The sequence below is a fragment of the Actinoalloteichus caeruleus DSM 43889 genome, assembly GCF_000429185.2.
GTDB lineage: Bacteria > Actinomycetota > Actinomycetes > Mycobacteriales > Pseudonocardiaceae > Actinoalloteichus_B > Actinoalloteichus_B caeruleus.
Genome location: NZ_AUBJ02000001.1, coordinates 5,934,011 through 5,960,644 on the forward strand (window position 1 = coordinate 5,934,011; position 26,634 = coordinate 5,960,644).

The following is a 26,634-nucleotide window of genomic DNA, read 5'->3' on the forward strand; positions in this document are numbered from 1 at the left end:
GGCGAAGGGCCGGCCCACCCCGCTGGACGTGGCGCGACTCCCAGCAACGCTGGTACCGGCTGGGTCGCGCGTCGCCTAGTCGAGCAGCAGGGTCTTCAGGTCCAACCGGCGCAGCACCCGGTCCGCCGCCGCCGGATCAACTCCGGGTTCCTGCCGGGCCGCCAACACCTCGGCACGCGCCGCCGCCAGCACCGTCGCCTCGATGTCGCGGAGCGCGTCCCGTTTCCGGCGCAACGCCTCCATGCGCTCCCGCTGCTCCTCGTCCTCCGGGTCACCGCACAGCTTCGCCTCCAGCCGGCTGGCCCGTTTCCGCAGCAACGCGCTGACCTGTTCGGACAGCTCGGCTCGCTCCTCCCACTCCGTGATCTGGCGCAACGCCGCCTGGTGCGCGCGGCGCGCCACCGCCCGCTCCTCGGCTTCCTCCACACCGGCGTCCGAGGACACCCCGAGCAGCCGCACCACCAACGGCAGCGTCAGACCCGCGAACAGCAGGGTGACCACCAGCACCGTGCAGGCGATCACCGTGAGCTCCGCGCCCGCGGGGAAGGGGGAACCGTCCTCGGTGGTGGAGGGCACGGACAGCGCCAACGCGAGCGTCGCCAACCCCCGCATACCGCACCAGGTCATCACCACCGCCTCCGCCCTCGTCCTCGGTGCGGACGAGGCGTCCCGCGACCGTCGTAGGGCCAGCCACGCGCCCAGGAACCACAGGAGGCGCACCGTGACGACCACCGCGCACACCACGGCCGCGTGCAGCAGCATCGTGCCCAGTTCGCTGCCGGCCTCGGTCACCACCTGGCGCATGTCCAGCCCGATCAGGCCGAAGGCCAGGCCGGTGACCAGCAGTTCCACCACGTTCCAGAACGAGCGCTGGGTGAGGCGCTCGTCCGCCTCGTCGACCTCGCTGTGACCGCGCAGCTGGAGGGCGAGGACGACCACCGCGATCACCCCGGAGGCTCCCAGCTCCTCCGCGCCGAGGTACACGGCGAAGGGCAGCACCAGGGTGAGCGCGGTACTGCCCGTGCTGTCGGTGATCCGGGTCAGGAAACTGCGGGCGACCCAGGCCACCCCGAGTCCGATCGCCACCGCGGCCACCGCGCCCAGGAGGAACCGCAGCGCCAGCTCACCCACGTTGACGTCCTGCTCCCGGACGGTCGCCGCGATCGCCGTCTGGAAGATCACCAGGGCTGCCGCGTCGTTGAACAAGCCTTCGCTCTGGAGCACCGCGAGCAACCTGCGGGGGATGCTCACCCGGCCGGCGACCGACTCCACCGCCACCGGGTCCGGGGGCGCGACCATCGCGCCGAGCGCGATCGCGCCCGCGATGGCGACCCCCGGCACCAACAGCGCCAGCGTGGTGGCGACGGCGACCGTCGTCGCCACCACGAGGCCGATGGCCAGCGTGACGATGCTGCGCCACCGGGTGCGGAACACCGCCCACGAGGTGCGCTGGGCGGCGGCGAACAGCAGCGGAGGCAGGAAGAGTGGCAGGATGAGGTCTGGATCGAGGTCGAACCGGTCCGGGAGGCCCGGGATCACCGCGACCGTGAGCCCGAGGAGCAGCATCAGCGCCGGCCAGGGCAGCCGGAGGCGGTCACCAACGCCGACGAGCAGCACCGCGCCGAGCATCAGGGCGATGACCAGCAGCAACACACCCATCGGCCCAGCATCGCAGCCTGGCGGCCCTCGCACCCGGCGAAGCGACCCAGCCTCGCCCGCCACCCGGCTCGCACCACGGTGGAGCCGGGCGGCGCGGGTGCCCCGAGGGCCGCGCTGGACCACCCCCGACGCGGGGGCGGCCAAGGCCCGCCCGGTGGGTTCGGTGACGCGGCGCGGCGCGCCGCCGGGCGGTGCCGGCGAGCGTGGCCCTGTTCGCCGGCGAGCTCGTGATCCCCTGCCGGGAGCCATCGCGAGCCGACGTCCGCCGGTGTGGCCACGGGCGGTGGTGAAGGGAACGACGACCCCGTGAACCGCGTCGGGCAGGACCAGACGCGGAGGAGTTGGGGGACGGCGCCGGCGCCGGAGTCATCCGACCGGGGCGCGGCGAGACCCTCCCCACGGCGGTCACGGTTCCGAGAACACCCTGTCGAGACGATCCCCGCCCGGGGGAGGGCGCCGAGCCGAGGTCCGTCCGAGCCGGTGCGAGTGTGGAGCCGGGCAACCCTCCACCGGACTGGCACGCCGAGGGCTCCTCGACCGAACTGGACGGCGTCCGGGGCCCGGCCAGCCGCGCCGGTGCGCCCCGAACGGCTCCACCCCACCGGCCTCCCACCAGTCCGCCGAAGGTACTCGGCGCGTCCCACCCACGAGATGGCCGCGACGGCCGGACCCGGGCGGTCAGCTCAGGGGGCCGACATGGTTCGGGGCCCGCCCCAGCCTGGGACGGGCCCCGAAGGGTGCGAACGGACCGCGCTCAGGGCGCGTCCGCCGGAACCCGGGCCGCCGCGCTCTCGTCCAGCAACCAGCGGGTGGCGACCCGGCCGGTCGCGCCCGCCGCCGGGACCAGCACCGGATCGACTCCACGCAGCGCGGCCCCGACCGGCTCCGCCTTCGCGGCCCCCGTCGTCAACAGCCACACCTCGGCCGACTCCCGGATGGCCGGCAGGGTCAGCGAGATCCTGGTCGGCGGCGGCTTCGGGCAGTCCCGGACCGCGACCACGGTCCGCTCCGGCTCCCGCACGGCGGGGGTCTCGGGGAACAGCGAGGCGGTGTGCCCCTCCTCCCCGACCCCCAACAGGCAGACGTCGAAGCGCGGCACCCCGGCCGTCCCGCCCTGCTCGACCGACCGTTGGGCGAGCAGCCGGGCGTACGCGGCGGCCGCCGCCTCCGGGTCGTCCCCGAACTCACCGTCGGAGGCAGCCATCACGTGCACCCGCGCGGGGTCCACCGGGACGTGGTCGAGGAACGCCGTCCTGGCCAGTGTCTCGTTCCGCTCCGGGTCACCCGAGGGCAGGAAGCGCTCGTCGCCCCAGTAGAAGTCGACGAGTGACCAGTCCACGGCGTCCCGGGCCGGGGCGTCGCGCAACCGTTCCAGGACGGCGCCCCCGGTGCGGCCCCCGGTGAGCACCACCGACGCCGAGCCCTTCGCGGCCTGGGCGTCCACCAACGCGGTGAGCAGCCGTGCCGCGACGGCGGGAGCGAGCAGGTCAGGAGTGCGGTGCACCACCACCCGGGGGTGGTGTTCCCGTCGGTCGAACTCATCCGCTCTCCGTCCCTTCCGTGGTCGGCGGGGTGTCCTCACCTCGGGATAACGAGGACTCCCCCCGGGAGGACCTGCCCACGCTCCCCCGACGGGCGGGCTTGGGGGCAGCCGAACGCCGTGCCCCGGTCCGTTTCGCCGCGCCCGTGGCCGAACCGGTGGTCCTGCGGGTGCCGCGCTTGGCGGTGCCGCCGCGACCGCTCGTGCCCTCCGAGGCCGTCGGCTCCGACCCGGGGGACTTCGCCGCGCCACCCTTCCGGCCGCCGGCCCCGCCGGCCCCGTCGGAGTCGCCGGCCCGCGAGGTGGACCCCGCCGACGTGGCCGTCCGGCGCCCGGCCGACCGCGCCGCCGGGCTGGACTTCGCCGTGGTCACCGAGCCCCTGGCGGCCACGACCTTCGACAGGGCCTCCAGGGTGTCCTCGTACACCTCGTCGGGGTCCAGCCGGCGCAGCTCCTCGATGAGGCAGTCCCGCACCGACCTGCGCGGCAGCGCGATCGTCCGGTCGGGCTGCCCCGGCTGGGTCAAGGTCGCCAGCTGGCCATCCGGCCGGACGAGCTCGATGAGCCCTGACCGGCGCTCCAACACCACCGACACGATGCCCTGCCCGCTGGAGGTGCGGACCCGGCGCACCGGGATGTCCAGGCAGGACGCGAGCCAGCCGGCGAGCAGCTGGGTGGAGGGGGAGTCGGCGGTGCCCGTCACCGTCGCCCGGGTCACGGGCTCGTGCGGCGGCAGGTCGAGGGCGGCGGCCAGGTAGGCGCGCCAGGAGGTCAACCGGGTCCACGCCAGGTCGGTGTCCCCGCCCCGGTAGGAGGCCCGCCGCTGTTCCAGTGAGCGGACGGGGTTGCGCTCCGACTTGGCGTCGGTGATGCGCCGGTGGGCGAGCTTGCCGATCGGGTCCTCGGCCGGCACCTTCGGTGCCTCCAGGGGCCACCACGCCACCACGGGCGCGTCGGGCAGCAACAGGGGCACCAGGCAGCTGGCGCCCTCGTCGGCCAACGGCCCGTACATGCGGAGCACGACGACCTCACTGGCCCCGGCGTCGCCACCGACGCGGATCTGCGCGTCGAGGCGGGCGGCCGCCTTGCGGGCCCCCCTGGCGAGCACGATGACCCGGCAGGGGTGTTCCCGGCTGGCGTCGTTGGCGGCCTCGATGGCCTGTTCGGCCTGGCTGCCGTCGTCGGTGATGATCGCCAGCGTGAGGACCCGGCCGAGCGCGACCGCGCCACCGGTCTCCCGGATCTCCACCAGCTTCTTGTTGACCTGGGAGGTCGTGGTCGAGGGCAGGTCGATGATCACGGGCGCCTCCAGTGACGTCCGGTGCGGGCCATCATCCGGTCGGCCGACTCCGGTCCCCAGCTTCCGGCCCGGTAGGGCTCGGGACTGCCTTCCTTCTCCCAGTACCGCAGGACGGGGTCGAGGATCCGCCAGGACAGCTCGACCTCCTCGTTGACCGGGAACAGCGACGGTTCGCCGAGCAGCACGTCCAGCAGCAGCCGCTCGTAGGCCTCCGGCGAGTCCTCGGTGAAGGCGTGGCCGTAACCGAAGTCCATCGTGACGTCGCGGATCTGCATCGAGGTGCCCGGCACCTTCGACCCGAACCGCATCGTCACCCCCTCGTCCGGCTGCACCCGGATGACCAGCGCGTTCTCCCCGAGCTCGTCGGTGGACGTCGAGTCGAACGGCAGGTGCGGGGCGCGTTTGAACACGATCGCGATCTCGGTGACCCGCCGCCCCAGCCGCTTCCCGGTGCGCAGGTAGAACGGCACCCCGGCCCAGCGGCGGGTGTTGACCTGCATCGTCATCGCCGCGTAGGTCTCGGTGGTGGAGTCCTTGGCGAAACCGCCCTCCTCCAACAGCCCCGGAACGAGCTGGCCCCCCTGCCACCCGCCGGTGTACTGGCCGCGGGCGGTGGTCTCCGAGAACGGTTCCCACGGTTTGGTGGCGGCGAGCACCTTGATCTTCTCGGTGCGCAGCGCCCGGGGGTGGAAGGAGACCGGCTCCTCCATCGCGGTCAACGCGAGCAGCTGGAGCAGGTGGTTCTGGATGACGTCCCGCGCCGCGCCGATGCCGTCGTAGTAGCCGGCCCGACCGCCCAGGCCGATGTCCTCGGCCATGGTGATCTGCACGTGGTCCACGTAGTGCGCGTTCCACAGCGGTTCGAACAGCTGGTTGGCGAAGCGCAGCGCCAGGATGTTCTGCACCGTCTCCTTGCCGAGGTAGTGGTCGATGCGGAACACCGACTCCTCGGGGAAGACCTCGTTGACGATCTTGTTCAGTTCCTGGGCGCTCTCCAGGTCGTGCCCGAACGGCTTCTCGATCACGACCCGACGCCACTGCTCGGGGTTCTGCGCGGAGAGACCCGAGCGGGCCAGCTGCCGGCACACCGTCGGGAAGGCGCTGGGCGGCACCGACAGGTAGAAGGCGTGGTTGCCCCCGGTTCCCCGCACCCGGTCGAGGTCGGCGACCGTCGTGACGAGGTCGTCGAAGGCCTGGTCGTCGTCGAAGCTCCCCGAGACGAACCGCAGCCCCTCGGAGAGCTGCCGCCAGACGTCCTCCCGGAACGGGGTGCGGGAGTGCTCCCGCACCGCCTCGTACACCACCTTGCTGAAGTCCTGGTCCGCCCAGTCCCGTCGGGCGAACCCGGTGAGGGCGAAACCCGGGGGCAGCAGCTTGCGGTTGGCCAGGTCGTAGATGGCGGGCATCAGCTTCTTGCGGGAGAGGTCACCGGTGACCCCGAAGATGACCAGCCCGCTGGGGCCGGCGATCCTCGGCAGGCGCTTGTCCCGGTCGTCCCGCAGCGGATTGCGCCAGTGTCTGCTGGTCACGGGGTCGTCTCCTGGATCGCTGCGACGAGTTGGGCCAGGCCGGCCGCGCGGTCGGTCAGGTGCACCCGGAGCACGGGCCTGCCGTGGTCGGCCAGCACCTGGCCGTCCCCGAGCGCCTGCGCCAGCTGGAGGGTGCCGAGGGTGTACGGCCGGCCGGGAACGTCGAGGTCCTGCTCGTTGTCCCCGGTGAGCTGGAGGAACACCCCGTTCTGGTGGCCGCCCTTGTGGTACTGCCCGGTGGAGTGCAGGAACCGGGGTCCCCACCCGAACGTCGTCTGCGCGCCGGACCGGCGGGCCAGCTCCGGCCGCAGGACCGACGCCGAGGCGTCCTGCTCCCGGTCGAGGTAGGCCTGCACGGCCAGGTAACCCGACGGGGGCGTCTCGTCCAGCAGCGACCGCACCACCGCCGCCAGCGACCCCGTGTCGGTGGGCTGCCACCGCCCGGGGGCGTACACCTCGACCGCCCCGTCCCGGAGCAACGGCTCCGGGCCGGAGGCCGCCCGCTCCGGGGCGTCGAGCAGCGCCCGAGCCGCCTTCTTCGCCGCCTCCACGTCCGGCTGGTCGAAGGGGTTGATCCCCAGCAGCCGGCCGACGAAGGCGGTGGCGAACTCCCACAACAACAGGGAGCCGCCCAGCGTGCCGGACACCGTGAGCGCCGCGGTCTCCACCGGGTTACCCAGCACGACGGTGGTGGCGTCGTCACCGGCGTCGACGAAACCCGGCGCGGAGGTGTTCTCCACCGCCACCGGGAGCAGTCCCGTGCCCTCCTTGCCCGTCGACTCGGCGATGAGCTGCTCCGCCCAGTCGGCGAAGCCGGGGAACCCGGAGTCGTTGTCGGCGAAGACGACCTTCTCGGCGCCCTCCGAGTGCGCGACCCCCAACGCCGCGGCCAGCCGCAGCGCCGGGTTGTCGGGGGAGTCGGCTCCGAGCGCGGGCGCCGCCGCGGCGGCCTCGGCCAGCAGGGAGGCGATGTCCGCTCCGGCCAGGCCCGCCGGGACCAGCCCGAACGCGGTCAGCGCCGAGTAGCGTCCTCCCACGTTCGGGTCGGCGAGGAACACCCGCCGGTAGCCGTTCTCCCTGGCCGTCGACTCCAGCGGGGATCCGGGGTCGGTGACCACCACGATGCGGCTGGCCGGGTCGATGTCGTTCGCCCGGAACGCGGCCTCGAAGATCCGCCGGTGGCTGTCGGTCTCCACCGTCGACCCCGACTTGGAGGACACCACCAGGACCGTCCTGGACAGGTCACCGGACAGTGCCTCGGCGACCTGGGCCGGATCGGTGGTGTCCAACACCACCAGCGGCACCCCGGCGGCGGCGGTGATGACCTCGGGGGCGAGGGAGGAACCGCCCATCCCGGCCAGCACCACCCGGTCGACGCCCTCGGCGTGGAACTCGCCCCGGACCGCCTCGATCTCCCCGACCAGGGGACGGGAGCCGCGGTGCAGCCCCGTCCAGGCCAGCCTGATCGACGCCTCCGGTTCGGCCTCCGGACCCCACAGCGTCGCGTCCTGGTCGGCGAGACGGGACGCCACCCGCTCGCCGACCAGCCGTTCCGCGACCGCGGCGGCCTCGGCCGCCGCGGTCGCCTCGGTGAACTCGACCGTCACTCCCGGCCCGTCACCGGATGCCGTCGCTCCCGTCATGCGCTCCCCCCGGACTCGGTGGCTGCCCTCAGCTGTTCGGTGACACTGTCCAGCAGTTCGGTCCAGGATTTCTCGAACTTGTCGACACCCTCGGTCTCCAGCACGACGTAGACATCGTCCACGTCCACCCCGACCTCGGAGAGCCGCTCGAAGACGCGCTTGGCCTCCTCACCGGTGCCCCGGACCTTGTCGCCCTCCACCCTGCCGTGGTCGGCGACGGCCAGCAGGGTCTTCTCCGGCATCGTGTTGACCACGTTGGCGGTGACGAGCTCGTCGACGTACAGGGTGTCCGAGTAGTCGGGGTTCTTGACCCCGGTCGACGCCCAGAGCGGGCGCTGCGGCCGCGCGCCGGCCTCGGCGAGCGCCTTCCACCGTGGTGAGGAGAACACCTCCTCGAAGGCGGCGTAGGCGAGCCGGGCGTTGGCCACGGCGGCCTTGCCGCGCAGGGCGGAGGCCTCCCCGGTGCCCAGGGCCTCCAACCGCTTGTCCACCTCGCTGTCGACCCGGGACACGAAGAACGAGGCCACCGACTCGATGGTGGCCAGCTCGTGGCCGGCCCGCTTCGCCTGCTCAAGCCCGGTGAGGAAGGCCTCCATCACGTCCCGGTAGCGCTCCACGGAGAAGATCAGCGTCACGTTCACGCTGATCCCCTCGGACAGAGCCCTGGTGATGGCGGGCAGGCCCTCCAGGGTGGCCGGGATCTTGACGAACAGGTTCGGCCGGTCGACGGTCTTCCACAGCTCCCTGGCCTCCGCGGCGGTGGCCTCGGTGTCGTGGGCGAGTCGGGGGTCCACCTCGATCGAGACCCGACCGTCCACGGTCCCGGTGGCCTCGTAGGTCTCCCGGAACACGTCGCAGGCGTTGCGGACGTCGGTGGTGGTGATCTCCCTGACGGCCTGCTCCACACTGGCGCCCCGCGCCGCCAGCTCCCGGACCTGCGGGTCGTAGGAGCTGCTGTCGGCGAGGGCACCCGCGAAGATCGTCGGGTTCGTGGTGACGCCGACCAGGCTGTAGTCGCGGATGTAGTCGGCGAGCTGGCCGGAGCTGATGCGGTCCCTGGACAGGTCGTCCAACCACACCGACACGCCGGCCTCGGACAGTGCCGCGAGGCGCTCGTTGCTGCTCACTTGGTTCCCTCCACTCGCGCGATGCTGGTCCGGGCGGCGTCCACGACGGCCTCCGGGGTGAAACCGAACTCCCGGAAGAGGGTCTGGTAGTCGGCGGACGCGCCGAAGTGTTCGATGGAGACGATCTGGCCGGCGTCGCCGACGAAGCGGTGCCAGGGCTGCGCGATACCGGCCTCCACGGCGACCCGGGCCCGGACCGACGGCGGCAGGACCTGGTCGCGGTAGCTCTGGTCCTGGGCGTCGAACCACTCGACGCACGGCATGGACACCACCCGGGTTCCCACGCCCTCGGCTTCCAGGGCCTGCCGTGCCTCCAGGGCCAGGGTGACCTCGGAACCGGTCGCGATGAGGACGACCTCCGGGTTCCCGTCGCCGGCGTCGGCGAGCACGTAACCACCCCGGGCCACGCCCTCGGCGGAGGTGCCCTCGTGCACGGGCAGGTTCTGCCGGGTCAGCGCCAGCCCGACGGGGCCCTCGTCCCACTCCAGCGTGGCCCGCCACGCCGCGGCGGTCTCGTTGGCGTCGGCGGGGCGCACCACGGACAACCCGGGGATCGCCCGCAGCGAGGCGAGCTGCTCGATGGGCTGGTGGGTGGGGCCGTCCTCACCGAGCCCGATCGAGTCGTGGGTCCACACGAAGGTGGACCGGGCCCTCATCAGCGCGGCGAGCCGGACCGCCGGCCGCTGGTAGTCGCTGAAGATGAGGAACGTGCCGCCATAGGGCCTGGTCGGCCCGTGCAGCGCGATGCCGTTGAGGATCGAGGCCATCGCGTGCTCGCGGACACCGAAGTGCAACGTGCGGCCGTAGGGCTGGGCGTTGAACTCGCGGGTGGAGATGCTGGTGGGACCGAAGGAGTCCACCCCGCTCATGGTGGTGTTGTTGCTCTCGGCGAGGTCGGCTGAGCCGCCCCACACCTCCGGGAGCACGTCGGCGAGGGCGTTGAGCACCTCACCCGAGGCCTTCCTGGTGGCCAGTCCCTTGGCGTCCGGCTCCCAGGTGGGGAGCTTGTCCGTCCAGCCGTCGGGGAGCCTGCCGGCGGTCAGCCGGTCGAACAGCTCCGCGCGGTCGGGGTTGGCCTTGGCCCAGGCGTCGAAGGACTTCCGCCACTCGGCGTGGGCGGCGGCACCCCGCTCCACCGCGAGTCGGCCGTGGGCGAGCACCTCGTCCTCGACCTGGAAGTTCTTCGCCGGGTCGAAGCCGAGGATCTCCTTGGTCCTGGCGACCTCCTCCTCGCCCAGCGCCGCGCCGTGGGCTTTCCCGGTGTTGCGCTTGGTCGGCGCGGGGTGACCGATGACGGTGCGCAGGACGATCAGCGTCGGCCGCTCCGTCTCCGCCTTCGCCTCGGCCAGCGCCGCCTCGATCGCCACCACGTCCTCACCGCCGTCGACCCGCAGGACGTGCCAGCCGTAGGCCTCGTAGCGCTTGGCCGTGTCCTCGGACAACGCGATGTTCGTGTCGTCCTCGATCGAGATCTCGTTGGCGTCGTAGATCACCGTCAGGTTGCCCAGCTGCTGGTGACCGGCCAGCGAGGAGGCCTCGGCGGTGACGCCCTCCTCGATGTCGCCGTCGGAGGCGATCACGTAGATGTGGTGGTCGAACGGGCTCTCACCGAGCGGGGTGTCCGGGTCGAACAGGCCGCGCTCCCGGCGGGCGGCCATCGCCATCCCGACCGCGGAGGCCAGCCCCTGCCCGAGCGGGCCCGTGGTGATCTCCACCCCGGGGGAGTGCTTGTACTCCGGGTGACCGGGGGTCCTGGAACCCCACTGGCGCAGCTGCCGGATGTCCTCCAGTTCCAGGCCGTACCCGGCCAGGAACAGCTGGAGGTAGAGGGTGAGGCTGCTGTGGCCGGCGGACAGGACGAAGCGGTCGCGTCCCGCCCAGTCCGCGTCACTCGGGTCGTGGCGCATGACGCGCTGGAACAGCGTGTAGGCGACGGGCGCGAGGCTCATCGCCGTGCCGGGGTGGCCGTTGCCCTTGTGCTGGACCGCGTCGGCGGCGAGCACCCGCAGGGTGTCCACGGCGCGGGTGTCCAGCGCCGTCCAGTCGGCGGGCAGGTTCGGTGTGATCAGCTGGTTGAGGTCCTCAGTGACGGACACGGACAGTGCTCCCCATTTCCTTCGGTGCGGCCTGCCGGACGGCGCTCCGTTGCACCCTCGGGCCGGACACGCTGTCGTCCCTGGTCCGGCCGCCAGCCTAATAGCGGCTTTTGATCTCGGTGATCTCGCAGCCCGTCGCGTCACGGGTGCCCGGCGGGCGCTCCACTCACACGTAGTGCGGCGGTCACCCTCGTCGCGGAATCCGCTACCGGCTGTCACCGGAACGCTCCAGTCTACGCCCCACCTGCTGGTCCGGTTCCGTAGCGCGGCTACCATTCCGGTGGCCCTGCTGTCCAGGGGTCTGACCCGAACTGACGAGGAGTCCCATGTCGCCGGGGAGCGCCGCACGGAGCGCGTCATGAGCACCGTTGCCACTCCTGTCGCACCCCGATCCCGATCGCTGCGTCAGGTCCTACGCGCCTATCTGTCCCTGATCAAGCCGCGGGTGGTCGAGCAGCTGCTCATCACCACGATCCCGGCGATGCTGCTCGCCCAACGGGGGGTGCCGTCGCTCTGGCTGGTCCTGTGCACCCTGGTGGGGGGCACGATGGCCGCCGGCAGCGCCAACGCGCTGAACTGCGTCATCGACGCCGACATCGACTCCGTGATGAAGCGGACCAGCAAACGTCCGCTCGTGCGGGACCAGATCTCCCGGACGCACGCGCTGGTGTTCGCCGTGTCCCTCGGCGTGGCCTCGTTCGTCGTGCTCTGGACGACCACCAACCTGCTCGCGGCGGTCTTCGCCGTGGCCACCATCCTGTTCTACGTCCTCGTCTACACGATGGTGCTGAAGCGTCGGACGGCCCAGAACATCATCTGGGGCGGGGCCGCCGGCTGCATGCCCGTGGTGATCGGCTGGTCGGCGGTGACGGGGACGATCCACTGGCCCGCCCTGGTGATGTTCGGCGTGATCTTCTTCTGGACCCCGCCGCACACGTGGGCGCTGGCGATGAAGTACCGCGAGGACTACGAGCGGGCTGGCGTCCCGATGCTGCCGGTGGTGGCGGAGGCCAGCCACGTCTCCCGGCAGATCGTCATCTTCAGCTGGGTGATGGTGCTCTGGTCGCTGCTGCTGGTGCCCGCCGCCAGCTGGATCTACCTGCTGCTCGCCGTCCTGGGCGGTGGCTGGTTCCTGGTCGGCGCCCACCGACTGCACTCCGGTGTGCTCCGGGGGGAGGAGGTGCGGCCGATGCGCCTGTTCCACCTGTCCAACAGCTACCTGATGGCGGTGTTCGTGGGCCTGGCCGTCGACTCCGTCATCGGCTGGCCGGTCTTCGGCTGGCCGTTCTGACCGAGGCTCGTCGACCTGACCGGTGGCCCGCCGGCGCCGCCTCCGCCCGGGCGGCGCCGGTCGGGTCGCGTCGCCAGTGCCGGTTCGGGGCCCCGAGCACCCCACAGGCCTCCTGGCGGAGGCGCACCACCTCGGTGCGCACCTGGGCACGCGCCGGTGGTGACGTCCGAGGTCCAGCCCGGTGTCGTCGAGTGCCACCAGCACGGCCCGGGTGGCGTCCGGTGCGCCGCCCAGCGCCCGGCGGATCACCAACGAGTCCTCCGCGTGGTCCTCGTTCCTGTGCCGCACCACCGCCGCGACCACGGCGGCGGTGAAGGGGGTGTCCGCCGGTGTCGTCATCGTGTCCTCCGTGTCGTGCCTACCGGGGCGGGTCGGTGGTGGGCGGGTCGGCAGACCCGACCCGCCGGGCAGCCCAGCCCCGCCACGGCCCGGTGTGACGGGTTCACCGATCGACACCTACCGTGTTCGGCGGATGGCTCGTTGGGCAGAATGGTGCAACGCGACATCGGGCGAGCGGCGGCCCACACGGGCGACGCGGTGTCAGCGGCCCGGCGTTGACGCTCCCCGGTGGGAGGACCCGGCCGCCCGGTGGGTGTGACACCGTCCGCGAGTCACCACGGCCACGTCTCCGCCACGCTCACAAGGAGAAGAGTTGCGCAACTCGTCACGGCACATCACCGGCGCGGTGCTCGGCGTCCTGCTGACACCGGCGATCGGCTGGGGGCTCGGGTGGGCCTCGGGCGAACTGGTGCGGGCGTTCCGGGTCTTCGACGTCGGCGTCGACCTGCTGCTGCCCAGCCTCGTCATCGTCGCGATCGGCCTCGCGATCGCGGTGCTCACGAGCGAGCGGGTCTCACCGGTCGCCGCTCTCGTCCCCGGCGTCGCGTTCCTCGCGGCCGGGCTCCTGTTCATGGTCAGCACCGGCACGGCGACCCGCGTCATGGGGTGGCTGGGTTCGGTGTCACCGGCGTTGATCTCACTGGCGTCCTTCGGGTTGCTGTTGCTGTTGGGCACGGTCCTCTTCGCCTCGGCGCTCATGCCGGGGCGGTGGCGTGAGCCCGGCACGACCGGCCCCGCGGTGGGCGACGGCATCGGCGGCCACCCCGGGGCACCCTTCCCCCGCCCGGAGGACCGCTCGCCCTGGGGGACGACCTGAAGGCGGGCCGACGGCGGGCCGGCGGGCGCGGACGGACCGCTCCCCACCGGGGATGACGGCGCGGCGCGCGCGGTCCACAGCACCAGGACCGTCGAAACGGGTGGACGGGGGACGCCGAGCTGACGATGATCGGACGGGTCCCGGGCGGTGCCCGCCGTGGCACCGACATGCTTGCCGGAGCCGGCGTCGACCGCGACGCGGTGGCAGCCCGCCGACGAAGGAGAGCCCATGAGCGTCGAGGAGCCGCACTGGTTCCACCGCTGGGAGGGGGAACTGGCGCCGCTCGACCACCTGCGGATCGCGGAGCTGCTGTCAGCCGCCTTCGCCAGCACCTCCCACCACTTCCGCGACGCCCGGAGCTGGGCCGGTGCCCGGCCCGAGCTGCGCCTGGGCGCACGGGTGGGGGAGGCGGTGGTGGCGCACGCGGCCGTGCTGCGCCGTTTCGTGCGCGTGGGGGAGACCGACCAGCTCGTGGCTGAGGTCGGCCTGGTGGCCGTCCACCCCGACGCCCAGGGGAACGGTCTGGGCGCCCAGCTGTTGGCGAGGGTGGAGGACCGCCTGCGCCTCCTGGGGGTGCCCTTCGGCCTGCTCAACACCGACCGGACGACGGCCACCTTCTACGCCCGTTCCGGCTGGTCGGTGTTGACCGGGGTCGCGAGCAGGTGGGCCGACCCGGACTACCCGTGGCGGCACGCGGACCTCCGCGACCCGCTGCTGGTGCTGCCCGTCGCCGCCCCGCTGACCCGGTGGCCGGGTGGGGACGTCGTGGACCGCAACGGCGGCGTGCTCTGAGCGGACGACAGCACGACCCGAGTCCCGTGCCCGCGTGGCCGGGCCAACCGAACAGGAGGTGGGCGGGTGGGCGCACCCGAGATCGCACCGCTGGACAGCGGTGAGTGCCAGGTGTGGTGGGCGGCCAGGGACGCGGCGGACCCCGGGCTGATCTCCCTGCTCGACGACGCCGAACGCACCCGGCACGACCGCTTCCGCCGCGAGGAGGACCGGCAACGTCACCTCGTCGCCCGAGCGCTCTCCCGGATCGTGCTGGGAGCGCACCTCGGCCTGGACCCCCGCGATGTCCGGTTCCGCTACGAGTGCGCGCACTGCGGTGAGGAGGCGCACGGCAAGCCCGTGCTGACCCCGGACAGCGGGCTGCGGTTCTCGTTGTCCCACTCGGGCGAGTCCGTCGTGCTGGCGGTGTGCCGGGGCGGTGAGGTCGGCGTCGACGTGGAGGAGGTGCGGGAGAACCTCGACGTCGACCGGCTGGGCGACACCGTGCTGTGCGAGGAGGAGCAGCGCACGGTGGCCGCGCTTCCCGCCGAGCGGCGGCAGGACGCGTTCTTCACCTACTGGACCCGCAAGGAGGCGGTGCTCAAGGCGGTGGGCCTCGGGCTGGCGTTGCCGATGCGGTCCGTGCTGCTCTCCGGCCCCGACGAGGCGCCCGCGATGGTGGACTGGCGCTCGGAGCGGCCGCCTCCCGAGGCGCTGCGGCTCTACGAGCTCGCTGCCCCGGCCGGTCACCTGGCCAGCCTCGCCGTGCTGGACGCCCGCCCGCTGCGGATCCGGGAGCTGCCCGGCGACCCGCTGTTGGCGGGCGCGCCGGAACCACTGCGCTGACCCCACCCAGCGGCGCGACCGCCGGCCGCCACCTCAGGGCGGCCGGTGGCCGGGCGGGACACGGTGTGCCGAGCGCCACAACCGGAGGCCCCAATCCGGACGAGCTCCGCCGGGAGGCGCCCTGACCTGGCACAACGCCCCAGTCCACTCGGAGTGGACCCGCCGGTCCGGCACGCGCGTCCCCGATCACGGCGGCGCGCCCGACGTCACCGAGCGTGACTGATGGCGTCGAGTCGCCTACGTTCTCGCACGGAACGAGGACGAGGCGGATGAGTCATGGACGGGGCCGGGCGGCGGTGGTCCCCAACCGTCGGGCTCGCGCCCGCTGCCCTGCCCGTCCACATCGTCCCTGGTCGGCGTGCTGTGCAGTGGGTGGTTCCTGGCGGCGCCGCCGGTCGGCGGCGGTGGTGGACGTCACCGGGTCGGTACGCCGCCGGGGCCGGCGGTGGCCGGCACGCGGTCACGATGATGGGGTGGCCGCGTCGGGCGGAGACCGCGTGCACGCTCGCGAAGTGGGAGCAATAACGTGACCAGTGGACACGACGCGTCCCCGGAATGGGGAAGCGCAGGGCACACGAGTGGGGCAAGGACCCGGCGGACTCGGGGGCGGCAATGGTGATGGCGGACCACGCGACAACCGATCAGGGCAGTGAACCTGACCTGCTCGGGGAGTACCGAGAGGGTTCCTCGTTCTTTCTCACCGCACCCAGGCACAGCATGCTCGCCAGTGGGGCGGGCGACGTCCTGCCGGTGGAGAGCACCGCGGCCACTCCGGCCGCGTTGGCCGGTGAGGTCGACGACGCGCTCGGTCGGTGGGGCGGTACCCAACGGGTCACCGCGGGCGGCCCGGCGGTCGTGGTCGGCGCCGTCCCGTTCTCCCCCACCAGCCCCCCGCACCTGGTGCTCCCCGCCCAGGTCCGGTGGAGCGGACCGGCGCGCTCGGGCTGGCGCTCGGTACCGCCGGTGTCCTCCCACGGCTGGAGCGTCCGGCCGGATCCTCCCGCCGACCGGTACCTGGCGGGCGTCAGCAAGGCCCTGGAGGCCTTCGACGCCGGTGAGTTGGAGAAGGTCGTCCTCGCGAGGACCTTGCGGTTGACAGCCGGGGAACCGGTCGCCGTCGCCCGGCTGCTCGCGCACCTGGCCCACCGTGACCCCACCGGGTACACCTTCGCCGTCGACCTCCCACCCGAGGGGAGCCGGACGCGCACCCTGCTCGGCACCAGCCCGGAGCTGCTGGTCCGGCGGTCCGGGACCCGGGTGCTGTCCAACCCGTTGGCCGGGTCAGCCGCCCGCAGCCCGGACCCGGTCGAGGACCGGCGCCGGGCCGCCGCCCTGTTGGCCTCGGAGAAGGACCGGCACGAGCACGCGCTCGTCGTGGACGCGGTGGCGGAGCGCCTCCGCCCCCACTGCCGCGAGCTGGAGGTGCCGTCCGAACCCTCGCTCGTGACCACGGCGACGATGTGGCACCTCTCCACCCGGGTGGCGGGTGTCCTGGACGATCCCGCTCCCTCCGCGCTGGAACTCGCTGCGGCCCTCCACCCCACGCCAGCCGTCTGCGGCACGCCGACGGAGACCGCCAGGAGGGCGATCGAGGACATCGAGCCGTTCGACCGGGGGTTCTACACCGGGACACTGGGGTGGTGCGACGCCAACGGCGACGGCGAGTGGGTGGTCGCGATCCGCTGCGCCGAGGTCGCGGGCGAGTCGATCCGGCTCTATGCCGGCGGCGGCATCGTCCCGGGATCTGACCCGCACGGCGAACTCGCGGAGAGCTCGGCGAAGTTCCGCACCCTGCTGCTGGCGATGGGGCTGGACCAGGAGCTCTGACGCGCCCCGCCGGGGGCGGCCGCACTCGAGGAGCTCACGCCCGGCCGGCCGCGACCTCCGCCAGGTAGCCACGGGCCAGGTCCTCGTGGAAGAGCCACTCGTCGAAGCTCGACGCGTCGTTGATGCCCAGCGCGAAGCGGTCCGCGATGCGCGGGTACGCCCCGATGGCGCCGAACACCTCCATCAGGTGCGCTGGCGGCGGTTGGCGGAGCATCATGTTCGTCAGCGTGGTCGCGTGGCGCGCGTAGTCCCAGTAGGCCTCGAACGTGTCGCGCATGAACTCGGCGTCGTAGGGCCGGTCGCCGTGGTCCAGGATCGCGCGCAGGTAGACCGCGGCGCACCGCGCGGCGTTGTTCGACCCCTGGCCGGAGATCGGGTCGTTGACCACCACCGCGTCGGCCATCCCCAGCACCAGGCCGCCGCCCGGCAGCCGGCCGACCGGGTGCCGGACCTCCGGGCTCACCGCGCCGGTCAGGACGCCCCTGTCGTCGGTGAGCTCGACGTCGCCGCAGCGTTCGTACTCCCACGGGAAGTGCTCCCGCATGAGCTCCAACGCCCTGTCCAGGTGCGCCTGGGGCCCCCGCACATCGGAGAAGGCGTCGAGCGGCCCACCCGGCACCGCCTCGTACAGGATGATCTCGCAGGGCCCGCTCGTGGTCAGGGACGGCATGGTGAGCATCTCGCCGCCGCCCGGCGCGATGTTGAAGCGGAGCGCGTCGACGTCCGGGTGCTCGGGTCGCCGGGTCATGCCGTGGACGTAGGTGACCGACAGGGCCCGTTGCGGAGCCGAGTACACCGACCGGGTCGGGTCCCGGTCGAAGAGCCGCACCAGGTCACCCTTGCCGGCCGCCACGATCACCAGGTCGTAGAGCCGCGCGAAACCGTCGAGGTCGGAGAGGGTCACCGAGTGGATGACGACCCTGCCGCCGGCGTTCTCGAACTCCTCCAACCAGCGGGGCATCTTCAACCGCTGGTCCACCGAGTGGGCGTGCCCGGGCAGGGAGCCGAACCAGTTGACCGCGCGGGAGCCGTCGGGCCCGGCCACGGACATCCCGAAGCCGCCCGTGTCGGGAGTCTCCTCCTCCCACAGGTGCAGCCCGTAAGCACGTTCGTGCTCCAGGGACGGGTGGAACATGAGCTGCGTCGACATGACCCGCCCGCCCTGGATCTCCTCCGCCGTGCGGGCGGACATGATCGTGACCTCGTAGTCGTGGCGCAACAGGCTCAGGCCCAGCTGTAACCCGGACTGCCCGCTGCCCACGATCAGAATCCTGCGCATCCGTTCTCCTCCTCCTGCCCGACCGGGTTGGCGCGGCCACCCTCACCGGCACCGCGCGCGAAGCGGGGTCGCCGTCGGCGTTCCCGCATTCCTCGTCCCGATGGGCGGCCAGCTCGGTGGCGGGGCCACGGTCACCTCGCACTGGCTGTCACGTCCTGGGAACGCGGCCCCGGAGAATCAGGCGACCACGGCCTCGCGGAGTTCCTTCCGCAATTGGGGAGTCAGAACGTGTCCGGCGTTCTCGACGAGGAGGGTCATCTGGTAGGCGACGACCTTCATGTCGCAGTCGGCGGTCGTGAGAACGGTGAGGCAGGAATTCTCGGCGACCGTCATGATGAGCACGAACCCGTGTTCGTTCCGGATGACGGTCTGGTCGTAGGAACCGAGGTCGAACAGTCGGGAACTGCCGTGCGCCAGGCTCACCAGGCCACTGGAGAGCGCCGCGAGCTGTTCGGCGTGTTCGTTCGGGACCCCGTCCGAACAGGTCAGGGGTAGGCCGTCCACGGACACCACCGCCGCGTGCACGACGCTCGGTGTCAGGGAGACGAAGTTGTTCACCAACCAGGCCAGTTTCTGGGCCTCGGCGCTCCTGGGACGACTCATCTTGCTGGTGGCCTGCTTCCTCGCCGCACGCGGGCGGATGTCGTCGCCGCCCACGTGGGGGAGCCGGGACGACGGGCCGGCGGACGGCGTCGACGTGGACGGTGTGAGCCCGGGGGACGGCCGGCCGGGGAAAGGCAACGGCCAGCGAACTCGTCGGCGTGCGGATATCCCGGGAACGGTGTTCTTCCCCGCGACGGGGTTATCCGGGGTGTCGAGGTGGGGCCGGTCCGTCGGCCGGAATGGGATGCCCTCGGAAGGAGGGGGGTCGGCCCGGTTCGGTGGTCCGGGCGAGTGTGCGGGAACGACTCGACCATCTCCCCAAACGCGTGACGAGTACCCTGGGCCGGCGCAGCCTAACACGATCGAGTAGCTCGGGTAAGGGTGTCACGCTCTGAACAGGAATTTAGTGTGAACGGGGAGAACAATCCCGCATTCGAGTGATAGTGCTCACCGTCGGTGATTGATGGGATCGGTATTCCCCGTCCGCCGTCGGCCGTGCTCCACCGCCATTGGAGTGGAGCGAGACGCGGTCGGAGAGCCGCGCCGGTGGGCGACCGCGGCCCGGGTGGTCCGGAGGGCCGTGGCCCGGTGCCGGGCCGGTGCGGCACCGGCCCGGCGTCGGTGCTCAGCGGTGTGATGAGGGGTAGGGGAGCATCGCCATCTCCCTGGCGTTCTTGATCGCGGCGGCGACCTGGCGCTGTTGCGGTGCGGTCAGGCCGGTCACCCGGCGGGAGCGGATCTTGCCCCGATCCGACAGGAACCTGCGGAGCAGGGCGACGTCCTTCCAGTCCACCCGCGTGACCCCGGCGGCCATCAGCAGGTTGCTGCGTCGGCCCACCGGGCGGTGCCGTCCTTTGTTACCTCGGGTCGCCACGGCTCACCAGCTCGACTTGCGCACGCCGGGCAGTTCACCGCGGTGGGCCATCTCGCGCAGCCTCAGCCGGGACAGGCCGAAGGCCCGGTGGAAGCCGCGGGGCCGCCCGTCCACGCTGTCCCGGTTGCGCAGCCTGGTGGCGCTGGAGTCGCGAGGCAGCCGCTGGAGGGCGAGTTGGGCGGTCTCCCTCTCCTGGTCGGTGGAGTGGGGAGACCGGATGGTCTCCTTCAGCTCCGCCCGCCGCTCCCGGTGCCGGGCGACGAGTACCCGACGCCGCTCGTTGCGCGCGATCTTGGACTTCTTGGCCATCAGCGTTCCTCCCGGAACTCCACGTGGCGACGCGCCACCGGGTCGTACTTCCTGATGCGCATCCGGTCGGGATCGTTGCGCCGGCTCTTCCTGGTCACGTAGGTGTAGCCCGTGCCAGCGGTGGACCGGAGCTTGATGATCGGACGCAGTTCGGACCTGGCCATCAGATCTTCACCCCCTGTGCTCGCAGTTCGGCGACCACCGCCTCGATGCCTCGCCGGTCGATGGTCCGCAGACCCTTGGTGGATACCCGCAAACGGACCCACCGTCGCTCGCTCGGCAGCCAGAACCTCCTGTCCTGGAGATTCGGGTTCCATCGCCGGCTGGTGCGCCGGTGCGAGTGCGACACCTGCTTGCCGAAGCCCGGGCGACGCCCGGTCACCTGGCAGACGGCTGACATTCGACACCTCCCCACTAGTGAAAATGACAATCGTTTCTCATTCTAGGCGGCAGCCGGCGTCGTGGGTCGGGGTGGGGGCGCGGCCCGGGGTATGCGCAACCTCTTATTGGTGTTGAACACCATTTTCAACTAGCCTCGCGCCGAGGCCGGGAGGTACCCGGCCCGTGCTGTCGTGAGGAGGAGTTGACGTGCCCGGCGCCCCCCGTCCGACCCTGCTTGTCCTGGCTGGCTACGCCGCCGAGGAGGTGGAGCGGCAGGCCGCCGAACTCGTCGACGGGACCACCGCCGTGGTCCACCACGACCTCGCCCTCATCACGGAGGGAGTGGTGCGGCGGCGCCTCCGGGTGGGAGCCGACGACGAGACCCGCGTGCTGGAGCTCGCCCACGGCTGTGTCTCCTGCACCCTGCGCGAGGACCTGCTCCCCCTCGTCCGGCGGCTCGCGCTCGACGACACCGTCACCCGGGTCGTGCTGCACCTCGACCCGACCCTGGAACCCGAGGCGGTGTGCTGGGCCCTGCGCCACGTCGTCGTCGAGGACGGCCCCGTCCTCGACCTCGTCGACCTGCTCGGGGTCGTCGCCGTCGTCGACGAGGGCAGCTGGCTCTCCGACGCCACCGGCGACCGCGAGCTGGTCGAGGACGGCAGGGTCGGCAGCGCCGACGACGAACGCACCGTCGCCCAGGTCGTCACCGCGCAGGTCGAGTTCGCGGACCTCGTGCTGCTCACCGGGCAGGCCACCGATGCCTGGACCGCTTACCGGACCGGGGCCGTGCTCGACCGCCTGGCACCACGAGCCCGGCGGACCTCCCACCGGGCCGACCTCTGGGCCGAACTGGCCGAGCTGCCACCGACGGCCCGACGAGGTGAGGTGGACGACGCGCACGCCCCGCTGCTCCGGGGTGAACCCCCCGTGGAGCCCGACGCGGGCGTCGAACTGGTGCTCTTCTCCGCGCGGCGCCCGTTCCACCCCGAACGGCTGCACGACGCGTTGGACGTGCTGCTGGACGGGGTAGTCCGCTCACGTGGACGTGTCTGGGTCGCCACCCAACCCGACGTGGCCCTGTGGCTGGAGTCCGCCGGGGCGGGCTCCGGGTGGGGCACGCCGGGCCCTGGCTGGCCTCGGCCGACGGGGAGGTCTGGGGGTCCGTGGACGCGGAACGAGCCGCCATCGCCGCGGCCCGGTGGCACCACCGCTACGGCGACCGCCACCAGGAACTGGTCGTGCTCACCCACCGCGCCTCCGCGGGCGAGATCACCACCGCGTTGCGGGAGGCGCTGCTCACCGAGGACGAACTCGCCCTGGGCCCGGCCGGCTGGCGGCGGTTCGACGACCCCTTCGGCAGCTGGCACACCGAGCCCTGCGAGGACGGCGCCCCGGAGCGGGACGCCGGCGTCGAGACGACGAAAGGACTGGACGAACAGTGAAGAAGGACATCCATCCCGACTACCACCCGGTCGTGTTCCAGGATTCCTCGACGGGGGAGTCGTTCCTGACCAGGTCCACCATCACCTCGGAACGACGCGTCGAGTGGAGTGACGGCAACACCTATCCGCTGGTGGTGGTGGACGTCAGCTCGTCCTCGCACCCGTTCTGGACCGGGACGCAGCGGTTGGTCGACACGGCGGGCCGGGTGGAGAAGTTCCGCCGCCGGTACGGAGAACGGGCGCCGGGAGGCCGGCGCGGGAACGAAGGAGGCCGTTGATGGCAGTACCCAAACGCAGGATGTCCCGCAGCAACACCCGCACCAGGCGTGCGCGGTGGAAGGCCACGGCGCCGGATCTGGTGCCGGTGGTGATCCGGGGCGAGCGCCGGCTCGTGCCCAGGAACCTCCTGCGCCACGTGCACCGCGAGGTCTGACGCTGGCCGTGGACCGGCCCGCCTGACCGGTCGGGGCGGACGGGCGACCAGACCCGGCGCACGCGCGGGTCTGGTCGTGGGCCGCGCGCCGTCAGTGGTCGTCGTAGTGGTCGCCGTGTTCGGCGTGCCGGTGGCCGTCGTGGACGTAGTCCACGTGGTCGCCGTGGGGCACGGCGACGTGGCCGCAGTCCACCCCGTGCCGGTGCGGGTGACCCTCGTGCGCTTGGTGGGACGTCGGCTCGCACTCGTCGTAGTGGTCCTCGTGGGGCCGGTGGAGGTGGCCGTCGTGGACGTAGTCGACGTGGTCCTGGTGTGGCAACGCCACGTGCCCGCAGCCCTCACCGTGCCGGTGCGGGTGTTGGGTGTGCTCGCTGTGCGCGGTGGTCATTCCGACTCCTCCTGACACCTTTCGCCGTCGTGACGAGGCTAGGCAGCCCAGGTCCCGCCCGCAGGGGGAGAAGGGCGCGCCGGGTGGGGAGCCGCCCCGTGGAGTGGACCTCCCGTGGAGCCCTCGGCGTCCTCGGGGTCGTGCTGGAGCCGGTGCGTGCCTGGACCGGGTGAACCCGCACCCGTCGTCGGGCGTTGTCCACCCCACCCCGCGTCGCCCGAGCGGGGCGCGGCGGTGCAGGATGGCGGTCCGGATCGGACACCCATCGCGACCGCCTCCTGGGGCCGGCCCGACCGGAGGACCCGAGGAGGACGACACATGCGGTACCCGCGGCGGTTCGTGGCCCGGTCCGCTCCCCGGCCGGGCGGGCGGTCGGGATGAATCCGGCCGACCTGCTGCTCGACCTGCGGGCCCCCTTCGTGCTGCTCCTCGCGGGTGCCGTGCTCGTGTTGGAGTCCGGCGTCCTGATCGGGCTGTTCCTGCCCGGCGCGTCCACGGTGCTGGTCCTCGGTCTTGTCGCCGACCTCGGGGTCATCCCCCTGCCCGCCGCCCTGGCGCTCGCGTTCGCCGCGACCGCGCTGGGCGCCCAGTTGGGGTACCAGCTGGGCCGCCGTCGAGGGCTCGGCGTCGCGGGTGGCGTGGCGCGTCGCGGGTTGGCCCGCGCGGGCGTGGGCGGGGCGCGGGAGCGCCTGACGCGGCTCCTCGACCGGGGCGGTGCCCCCACGATCATCGGCGCGCACTGCGTGGCGCTGGCGCGCACGCTCGCGCCGCGCCTGGCCGGGACCTCGGGAGTGGCGTGGCGGCGGTTCTCGGGTGCGAACCTCGTCGGCTGCGCGCTCTGGTCCTGGACTCTCGTGCTGGTCGGGCACTCCGCGGGTGCGGCGTTCGACCAGGTGCGCGCCGCCGTCGGTCTGCTGGGAGCCCCCCTGCTGGTGGTGGGCGCGCTGGTTGTCGCCGTGGTCCTCCTGCTGCGGCGGCGGGCGCGCCGGATGGGCGGAGCCGGAGGAGCGGGCGAGTGGGTGGAGCTCGTCGAGGGACCGGGCGCGCCGGCTCCTCGGAGCGGCGCCCCGGGCCCGTCGCCGTTGTCGGGGCCCGACTGACGGCGAGCGGAGGCGGAAGCGGTCCGCGTGGGCACGGGGCGTTCCGTCCGTCGTGGCGGCGGGCGCCGGTTCGCCGTCAGCCCGTCTCCGAGGCGGGCTCCCGAGCAGCGCGGGCGCTCTCGGCGCCGAAGCGTCCGACCGAGACGTGTTCCTGCGCCAGCCGGCGCAGGGTCGAGCTGATGACGTCCCCCAGCACCATGTTCAGCACCGCCTCCTCCAGGACGCTGCTGGCGTCGCTTTCGGCCGGCACCGTGCGCATCTCCGCCGCGGCGAGGTGCTCGGCGGCCGCCGCGTACTCGTCGAGCAGTCCCAGGAGGTTCGCCTGGCCCAGCTGCCGGAGCTGGACGACCAGTCCGACGAGTTGTTGCCGGGCCGGGTGGTTCTCCCTGATCCGCCACCCCCGGCGGTGGAACAGGGCGTCGGCCTCGGCGCTGGCCTCCCGCCACAGCCCGGTCTCCCGGTGGTCCCGGTGATCGCGAGCGGTGGCCCTCCCGGTCACGTCCCGGGGCGGGGTGGACCGCCTGGAGTCGAGGTCGGCGACCAGGTCGCGCACGGTGGCCATCGGGAGACCCCCGACGTCCACCAGTGCCCGGACCAGGTTGAGGCGCCGGACGTGCGCCGGGCCGTACCGGGGCGCGACCCCGGTGGCCTCCCTTCCCGGTGGGAGTATGCGTTCACGCAGGTAGTACTTGATCGTGGGCACCGGTACACCGGTGCGGCGGCTGAGTTCCGCGATCCGCACTGTTCCTCCTGAGGTCGACACGGCGAGTGCTGCCGCCGGATTAACCCGGAGTGACAGTTTAGGCGCAGAACGTGTCGGCTTACGCCATCCATCCGAAGTATGCTTCGTCCCGTTTCTGCCAAAACGTGGTGAGTGTCCGACTCATGCCGCCCGAACGGGTGCCGCCCGGTCGCGAGTAGTGCGAAGCGGACCAGCCGGGCTCGGGCGTCGAGTCATCCCGTCTCGACCTCCGCTTCGTCCATGACCACGGCGGGTGCGGCAGGCCCTCCCCTCGGCCGGGCCCCGGGATCCGGCGCCCCGGGGTGCTCGGGAGGCCCCCGGTCGGTCGAGCGGCGCGTCGTTGTCCGGAACCGGACGGGACACCCGGGGCTCACCTGTTCGTGGGGCATACCCGTGGGGGGTATCCTTGGTCGCGTTCCCCGGTCGCCGAGCGGGCGGTCGGGGGAGGGGACAACCGCGTGGGAGGGTGACGATGGCGAGTACGACCTACACCGTGGAAGGCATGACCTGCCAGCACTGCGTGCGGTCCGTCGAGGAGGAGGTGGGGGAGATCGAGGCGGTGACCGGGGTGACCGTCGACCTCGCCACCGGCCGGTTGGTGGTCGACAGCAGCGCGGAGATCGCGCCGGACCTCGTCCGAGCGGCGGTGGCCGAGGCCGGCTACACGCTCGCGAACTGACCCACGTCCCACGGGACGGCTTCGCGGGGACGCGCCGCCTCCGAGGTGCGGTTCCGCCGGCCCGGTAGGACCATCGACCGGTGCGCATCCTGGTCACCGGAGCAACCGGGTACATCGGAGGTCGGCTGGTCCCCTTGCTGCTCGAGCGGGGCCACCAGGTCCGCTGCCTGGCCCGGGACCCGAGGAAGTTGCGGGACGTCCCGTGGGCCCACCGGGTGGAAATCGCCAGGGGGGACGTGCTCGACCAGGAGAGCCTCCGGTCGGCGATGGACGGGCGCGACCTGCTCTACTACCTCGTCCACTCCCTGAGCGGCCCGGAGTTCGCCACCACGGACCGGCGGGCAGCGCTGCTCACCGCCGAGGCGGCCCGCGCGGCCGGGGTGCGGCGGGTCGTCTACCTGGGCGGGCTCCGCCCTCCCGACGCGCGCACCTCCGAGCACCTGGCGTCGCGGACCGAGGTCGGGGAAATCTTCCTGCACTCCGGGGTGCCCACGGCGGTGCTCCAGGCCGCCGTCATCCTCGGGTCCGGCTCGGTCAGCTTCGAGATGCTCCGCTACCTCACCGAACGCCTACCGGTGATGGTCGCCCCCAGGTGGGTCCGCAACCGCATCCAACCCATCGCCATCCGCGACGTCCTGCACTACCTGGTCGGCGCCGCCGACCTGCCAGCGGAGGTCAACCGCACCTTCGACCTCGGGGGACCGGACGTCCTGACCTACCAGCGGATGATGATCCGCTACGCGGAGGTCGCGGGACTCCCGGCCCGGCACGTCATCCCCGTTCCCGTCCTCACCCCCAGGTTGTCCTCCTACTGGATCAACCTCGTGACGCCGGTTCCCAGGCGCATCGCCGGGCCACTCATCGACTCCCTCGCCTACGAGGTCGTGCGCACCGAGGACGACATCAGCCAGTACGTCCCGGACCCGCCGGGCGGCCTCCAGGACTACGAACAGGCCATCCGGCTCGCGATGGCCAGGATCAGGGACGCCGAGGTGGAGACGCGGTGGGCGAACGCCTCGGTACCCGGTGCCCCGTCGGAGCCCTTGCCCACCGACCCCAGCTGGTCGGGCGGCTCGCGGTACCAGGACGTGCGGGAACGACGGGTGCCCGTACCCCCCGCCGAGGTCTGGCGGGTCGTCGAGAGCATCGGCGGCGAGAACGGCTGGTACTCGTTCCCCCTCGCCTGGTCGGTGCGCGGCTGGCTCGACCGCCTGCTGGGCGGCGTCGGACTGCGCCGTGGCCGCCGGGACCCGCGCCGCCTCCACGTCGGGGACGCCCTGGACTGGTGGCGGGTGGAGGAGGTCGAGCTGGGGGCGCTGCTGCGGTTGCGCGCCGAGATGAAGATGCCGGGGAGGGCCTGGCTGGAGATGGCGGTACGGCCGGAGGACGGGGGGAGCGTCTACCGGCAGCGCGCCGTGTTCCTCCCCCGGGGGCTCGCCGGCCAGCTCTACTGGTGGGCGGTCTGGCCCTTCCACGACCTCGTCTTCGGGGGCATGGCGCGCAACATCGCCCGCGCGGCCGAACGTGACGCCAGGGCGCGGGTGGGAGCCAGGCACGAACCGCCGGCGTCGACCTCGTGGCCGGCCGGCTCGACGCACCCCACCGACTAGCCTGGA

25 protein-coding genes and 2 pseudogenes are annotated in these 26,634 nt (G+C 72.6%); 11 read left to right on the plus strand and 16 right to left on the minus strand.

The genetic code is table 11. From position 1 onward, the window contains the following. Nucleotides 1-75 precede the first annotated feature (75 nt). From G443_RS24325 to tkt, 7 genes are all read right to left on the minus strand, one after another. Entirely contained in the window at nt 76-1,659 is a 1,584-nt protein-coding gene (locus G443_RS24325; protein WP_026420098.1) for a Na+/H+ antiporter, read from the minus strand. A 754-nt stretch (nt 1,660-2,413) separates the two neighbouring features. Next, nucleotides 2,414-3,169, minus strand: coding sequence for a 6-phosphogluconolactonase (pgl, locus tag G443_RS24330; protein WP_026420099.1), 756 nt, complete (start codon nt 3,167-3,169; stop codon nt 2,414-2,416). 28 nt (nt 3,170-3,197) lie between these two features. Beyond that, nucleotides 3,198-4,499 (minus strand): glucose-6-phosphate dehydrogenase assembly protein OpcA, encoded by a 1,302-nt coding sequence (gene opcA / locus G443_RS24335; protein WP_026420100.1) that lies wholly within the window; start codon nt 4,497-4,499, stop codon nt 3,198-3,200. Further along, the gene (gene zwf, locus G443_RS24340; RefSeq protein WP_026420101.1) at nt 4,496-6,028 is read right to left on the minus strand and encodes a glucose-6-phosphate dehydrogenase; all 1,533 of its coding nucleotides are present in this window, start codon (nt 6,026-6,028) and stop codon (nt 4,496-4,498) included. The genes opcA and zwf overlap by 4 nt, the downstream gene beginning before the upstream one ends. Then, nucleotides 6,025-7,671, minus strand: a complete 1,647-nt coding sequence (locus G443_RS24345) for a phosphoglucose isomerase-related protein (protein WP_035292758.1) — start codon at nt 7,669-7,671, stop codon at nt 6,025-6,027. Before G443_RS24345 ends, zwf begins: the two co-directional genes overlap by 4 nt. After that, the gene (tal, locus tag G443_RS24350) at nt 7,668-8,798 is read right to left on the minus strand and encodes a transaldolase (RefSeq protein WP_026420103.1); all 1,131 of its coding nucleotides are present in this window, start codon (nt 8,796-8,798) and stop codon (nt 7,668-7,670) included. The genes G443_RS24345 and tal overlap by 4 nt, the downstream gene beginning before the upstream one ends. Then, entirely contained in the window at nt 8,795-10,894 is a 2,100-nt protein-coding gene (gene tkt, locus G443_RS24355; RefSeq protein WP_081715634.1) for a transketolase, read from the minus strand. The genes tal and tkt overlap by 4 nt, the downstream gene beginning before the upstream one ends. Before the next feature lie 358 nt (nt 10,895-11,252). Here tkt and G443_RS24360 point away from each other — a divergent pair, with 358 nt between their 5' ends. Beyond that, on the plus strand, nt 11,253-12,185 hold the full coding sequence (locus tag G443_RS24360) for a heme o synthase (RefSeq protein ID WP_051314236.1): 933 nt from the start codon (nt 11,253-11,255) through the stop codon (nt 12,183-12,185). A gap of 177 nt (nt 12,186-12,362) precedes the next feature. Here the strand turns inward: G443_RS24360 and G443_RS25950 are convergent. After that, a pseudogene (locus G443_RS25950) lies at nt 12,363-12,524 on the minus strand (DUF2470 domain-containing protein); the annotation flags it as partial. 313 nt (nt 12,525-12,837) lie between these two features. On the opposite strand from G443_RS25950, the gene G443_RS24365 reads away from it, so the two are divergent. From G443_RS24365 to dhbC, 4 genes are all read left to right on the plus strand, one after another. Beyond that, entirely contained in the window at nt 12,838-13,341 is a 504-nt protein-coding gene (locus G443_RS24365; protein WP_026420106.1) for a hypothetical protein, read from the plus strand. Nucleotides 13,342-13,569: 228 nt separating this feature from the next. After that, nucleotides 13,570-14,133 carry a GNAT family N-acetyltransferase gene (locus G443_RS24370; RefSeq protein WP_051314237.1) on the plus strand — a complete coding sequence of 188 codons (564 nt, stop codon included), beginning with the start codon at nt 13,570-13,572 and terminating at the stop codon, nt 14,131-14,133. A gap of 66 nt (nt 14,134-14,199) precedes the next feature. Beyond that, a complete protein-coding gene (locus tag G443_RS25645) occupies nt 14,200-14,958 on the plus strand; it encodes a 4'-phosphopantetheinyl transferase family protein (protein ID WP_051314238.1) in 759 nt (252 codons plus the stop codon). A 612-nt stretch (nt 14,959-15,570) separates the two neighbouring features. Beyond that, nucleotides 15,571-16,785 (plus strand): isochorismate synthase DhbC, encoded by a 1,215-nt coding sequence (gene dhbC, locus G443_RS24380; protein WP_035292761.1) that lies wholly within the window; start codon nt 15,571-15,573, stop codon nt 16,783-16,785. Nucleotides 16,786-16,819: 34 nt separating this feature from the next. On the opposite strand, the gene G443_RS24385 is transcribed toward dhbC, so the two are convergent. The 6 genes from G443_RS24385 to rpmB all read right to left on the minus strand — a co-directional run bounded on the left by G443_RS24385 (nt 16,820) and on the right by rpmB (nt 20,250). Continuing rightward, a complete protein-coding gene (locus G443_RS24385; protein ID WP_026420108.1) occupies nt 16,820-18,064 on the minus strand; it encodes a styrene monooxygenase/indole monooxygenase family protein in 1,245 nt (414 codons plus the stop codon). Between the two features lie 177 nt (nt 18,065-18,241). Then, nucleotides 18,242-18,721: a roadblock/LC7 domain-containing protein gene (locus G443_RS24390; protein ID WP_372493002.1), complete on the minus strand. Its 480-nt coding sequence runs from the start codon at nt 18,719-18,721 to the stop codon at nt 18,242-18,244. A 571-nt stretch (nt 18,722-19,292) separates the two neighbouring features. After that, nucleotides 19,293-19,505: a 30S ribosomal protein S18 gene (rpsR, locus tag G443_RS24395; protein WP_026420110.1), complete on the minus strand. Its 213-nt coding sequence runs from the start codon at nt 19,503-19,505 to the stop codon at nt 19,293-19,295. Nucleotides 19,506-19,544: 39 nt separating this feature from the next. Beyond that, nucleotides 19,545-19,850, minus strand: a complete 306-nt coding sequence (gene rpsN / locus G443_RS24400) for a 30S ribosomal protein S14 (protein WP_026420111.1) — start codon at nt 19,848-19,850, stop codon at nt 19,545-19,547. Next, nucleotides 19,850-20,014: a 50S ribosomal protein L33 gene (gene rpmG / locus G443_RS24405; protein WP_026420112.1), complete on the minus strand. Its 165-nt coding sequence runs from the start codon at nt 20,012-20,014 to the stop codon at nt 19,850-19,852. The genes rpsN and rpmG overlap by 1 nt, the downstream gene beginning before the upstream one ends. Beyond that, nucleotides 20,014-20,250, minus strand: coding sequence for a 50S ribosomal protein L28 (gene rpmB / locus G443_RS24410; protein WP_026420113.1), 237 nt, complete (start codon nt 20,248-20,250; stop codon nt 20,014-20,016). The genes rpmG and rpmB overlap by 1 nt, the downstream gene beginning before the upstream one ends. A 188-nt stretch (nt 20,251-20,438) precedes the next feature. Between rpmB and mrf the strand changes: the two are divergent. The 3 genes and pseudogenes from mrf (at nt 20,439) to rpmF (ending at nt 22,109) form a co-directional block, all read left to right on the plus strand. After that, nucleotides 20,439-21,676 (plus strand): annotated as a pseudogene (gene mrf, locus G443_RS25650) (ribosome hibernation factor-recruiting GTPase MRF). Next, nucleotides 21,673-21,954 carry a type B 50S ribosomal protein L31 gene (locus tag G443_RS24420; RefSeq protein ID WP_026420115.1) on the plus strand — a complete coding sequence of 94 codons (282 nt, stop codon included), beginning with the start codon at nt 21,673-21,675 and terminating at the stop codon, nt 21,952-21,954. Before mrf ends, G443_RS24420 begins: the two are co-directional and overlap by 4 nt. Beyond that, the gene (rpmF, locus tag G443_RS24425) at nt 21,954-22,109 is read left to right on the plus strand and encodes a 50S ribosomal protein L32 (protein WP_026420116.1); all 156 of its coding nucleotides are present in this window, start codon (nt 21,954-21,956) and stop codon (nt 22,107-22,109) included. Before G443_RS24420 ends, rpmF begins: the two co-directional genes overlap by 1 nt. A gap of 91 nt (nt 22,110-22,200) precedes the next feature. Here the strand turns inward: rpmF and G443_RS24430 are convergent, their stop codons facing one another. Further along, nucleotides 22,201-22,497, minus strand: a complete 297-nt coding sequence (locus G443_RS24430) for a hypothetical protein (RefSeq protein ID WP_026420117.1) — start codon at nt 22,495-22,497, stop codon at nt 22,201-22,203. A 377-nt stretch (nt 22,498-22,874) separates the two neighbouring features. Between G443_RS24430 and G443_RS24435 the strand changes: the two genes are divergently transcribed. Further along, entirely contained in the window at nt 22,875-23,597 is a 723-nt protein-coding gene (locus G443_RS24435) for a DedA family protein (RefSeq protein WP_051314239.1), read from the plus strand. A 76-nt stretch (nt 23,598-23,673) separates the two neighbouring features. Here G443_RS24435 and G443_RS24440 read toward each other — a convergent pair whose 3' ends face one another. Continuing rightward, nucleotides 23,674-24,339: a MerR family transcriptional regulator gene (locus tag G443_RS24440; RefSeq protein WP_051314240.1), complete on the minus strand. Its 666-nt coding sequence runs from the start codon at nt 24,337-24,339 to the stop codon at nt 23,674-23,676. Between the two features lie 472 nt (nt 24,340-24,811). On the opposite strand from G443_RS24440, the gene G443_RS24445 reads away from it, so the two are divergent. After that, the gene (locus G443_RS24445) at nt 24,812-25,018 is read left to right on the plus strand and encodes a heavy-metal-associated domain-containing protein (protein ID WP_026420118.1); all 207 of its coding nucleotides are present in this window, start codon (nt 24,812-24,814) and stop codon (nt 25,016-25,018) included. Between the two features lie 80 nt (nt 25,019-25,098). Next, entirely contained in the window at nt 25,099-26,628 is a 1,530-nt protein-coding gene (locus tag G443_RS24450) for an SDR family oxidoreductase (protein WP_035292767.1), read from the plus strand. Nucleotides 26,629-26,634: the final 6 nt, after the last annotated feature.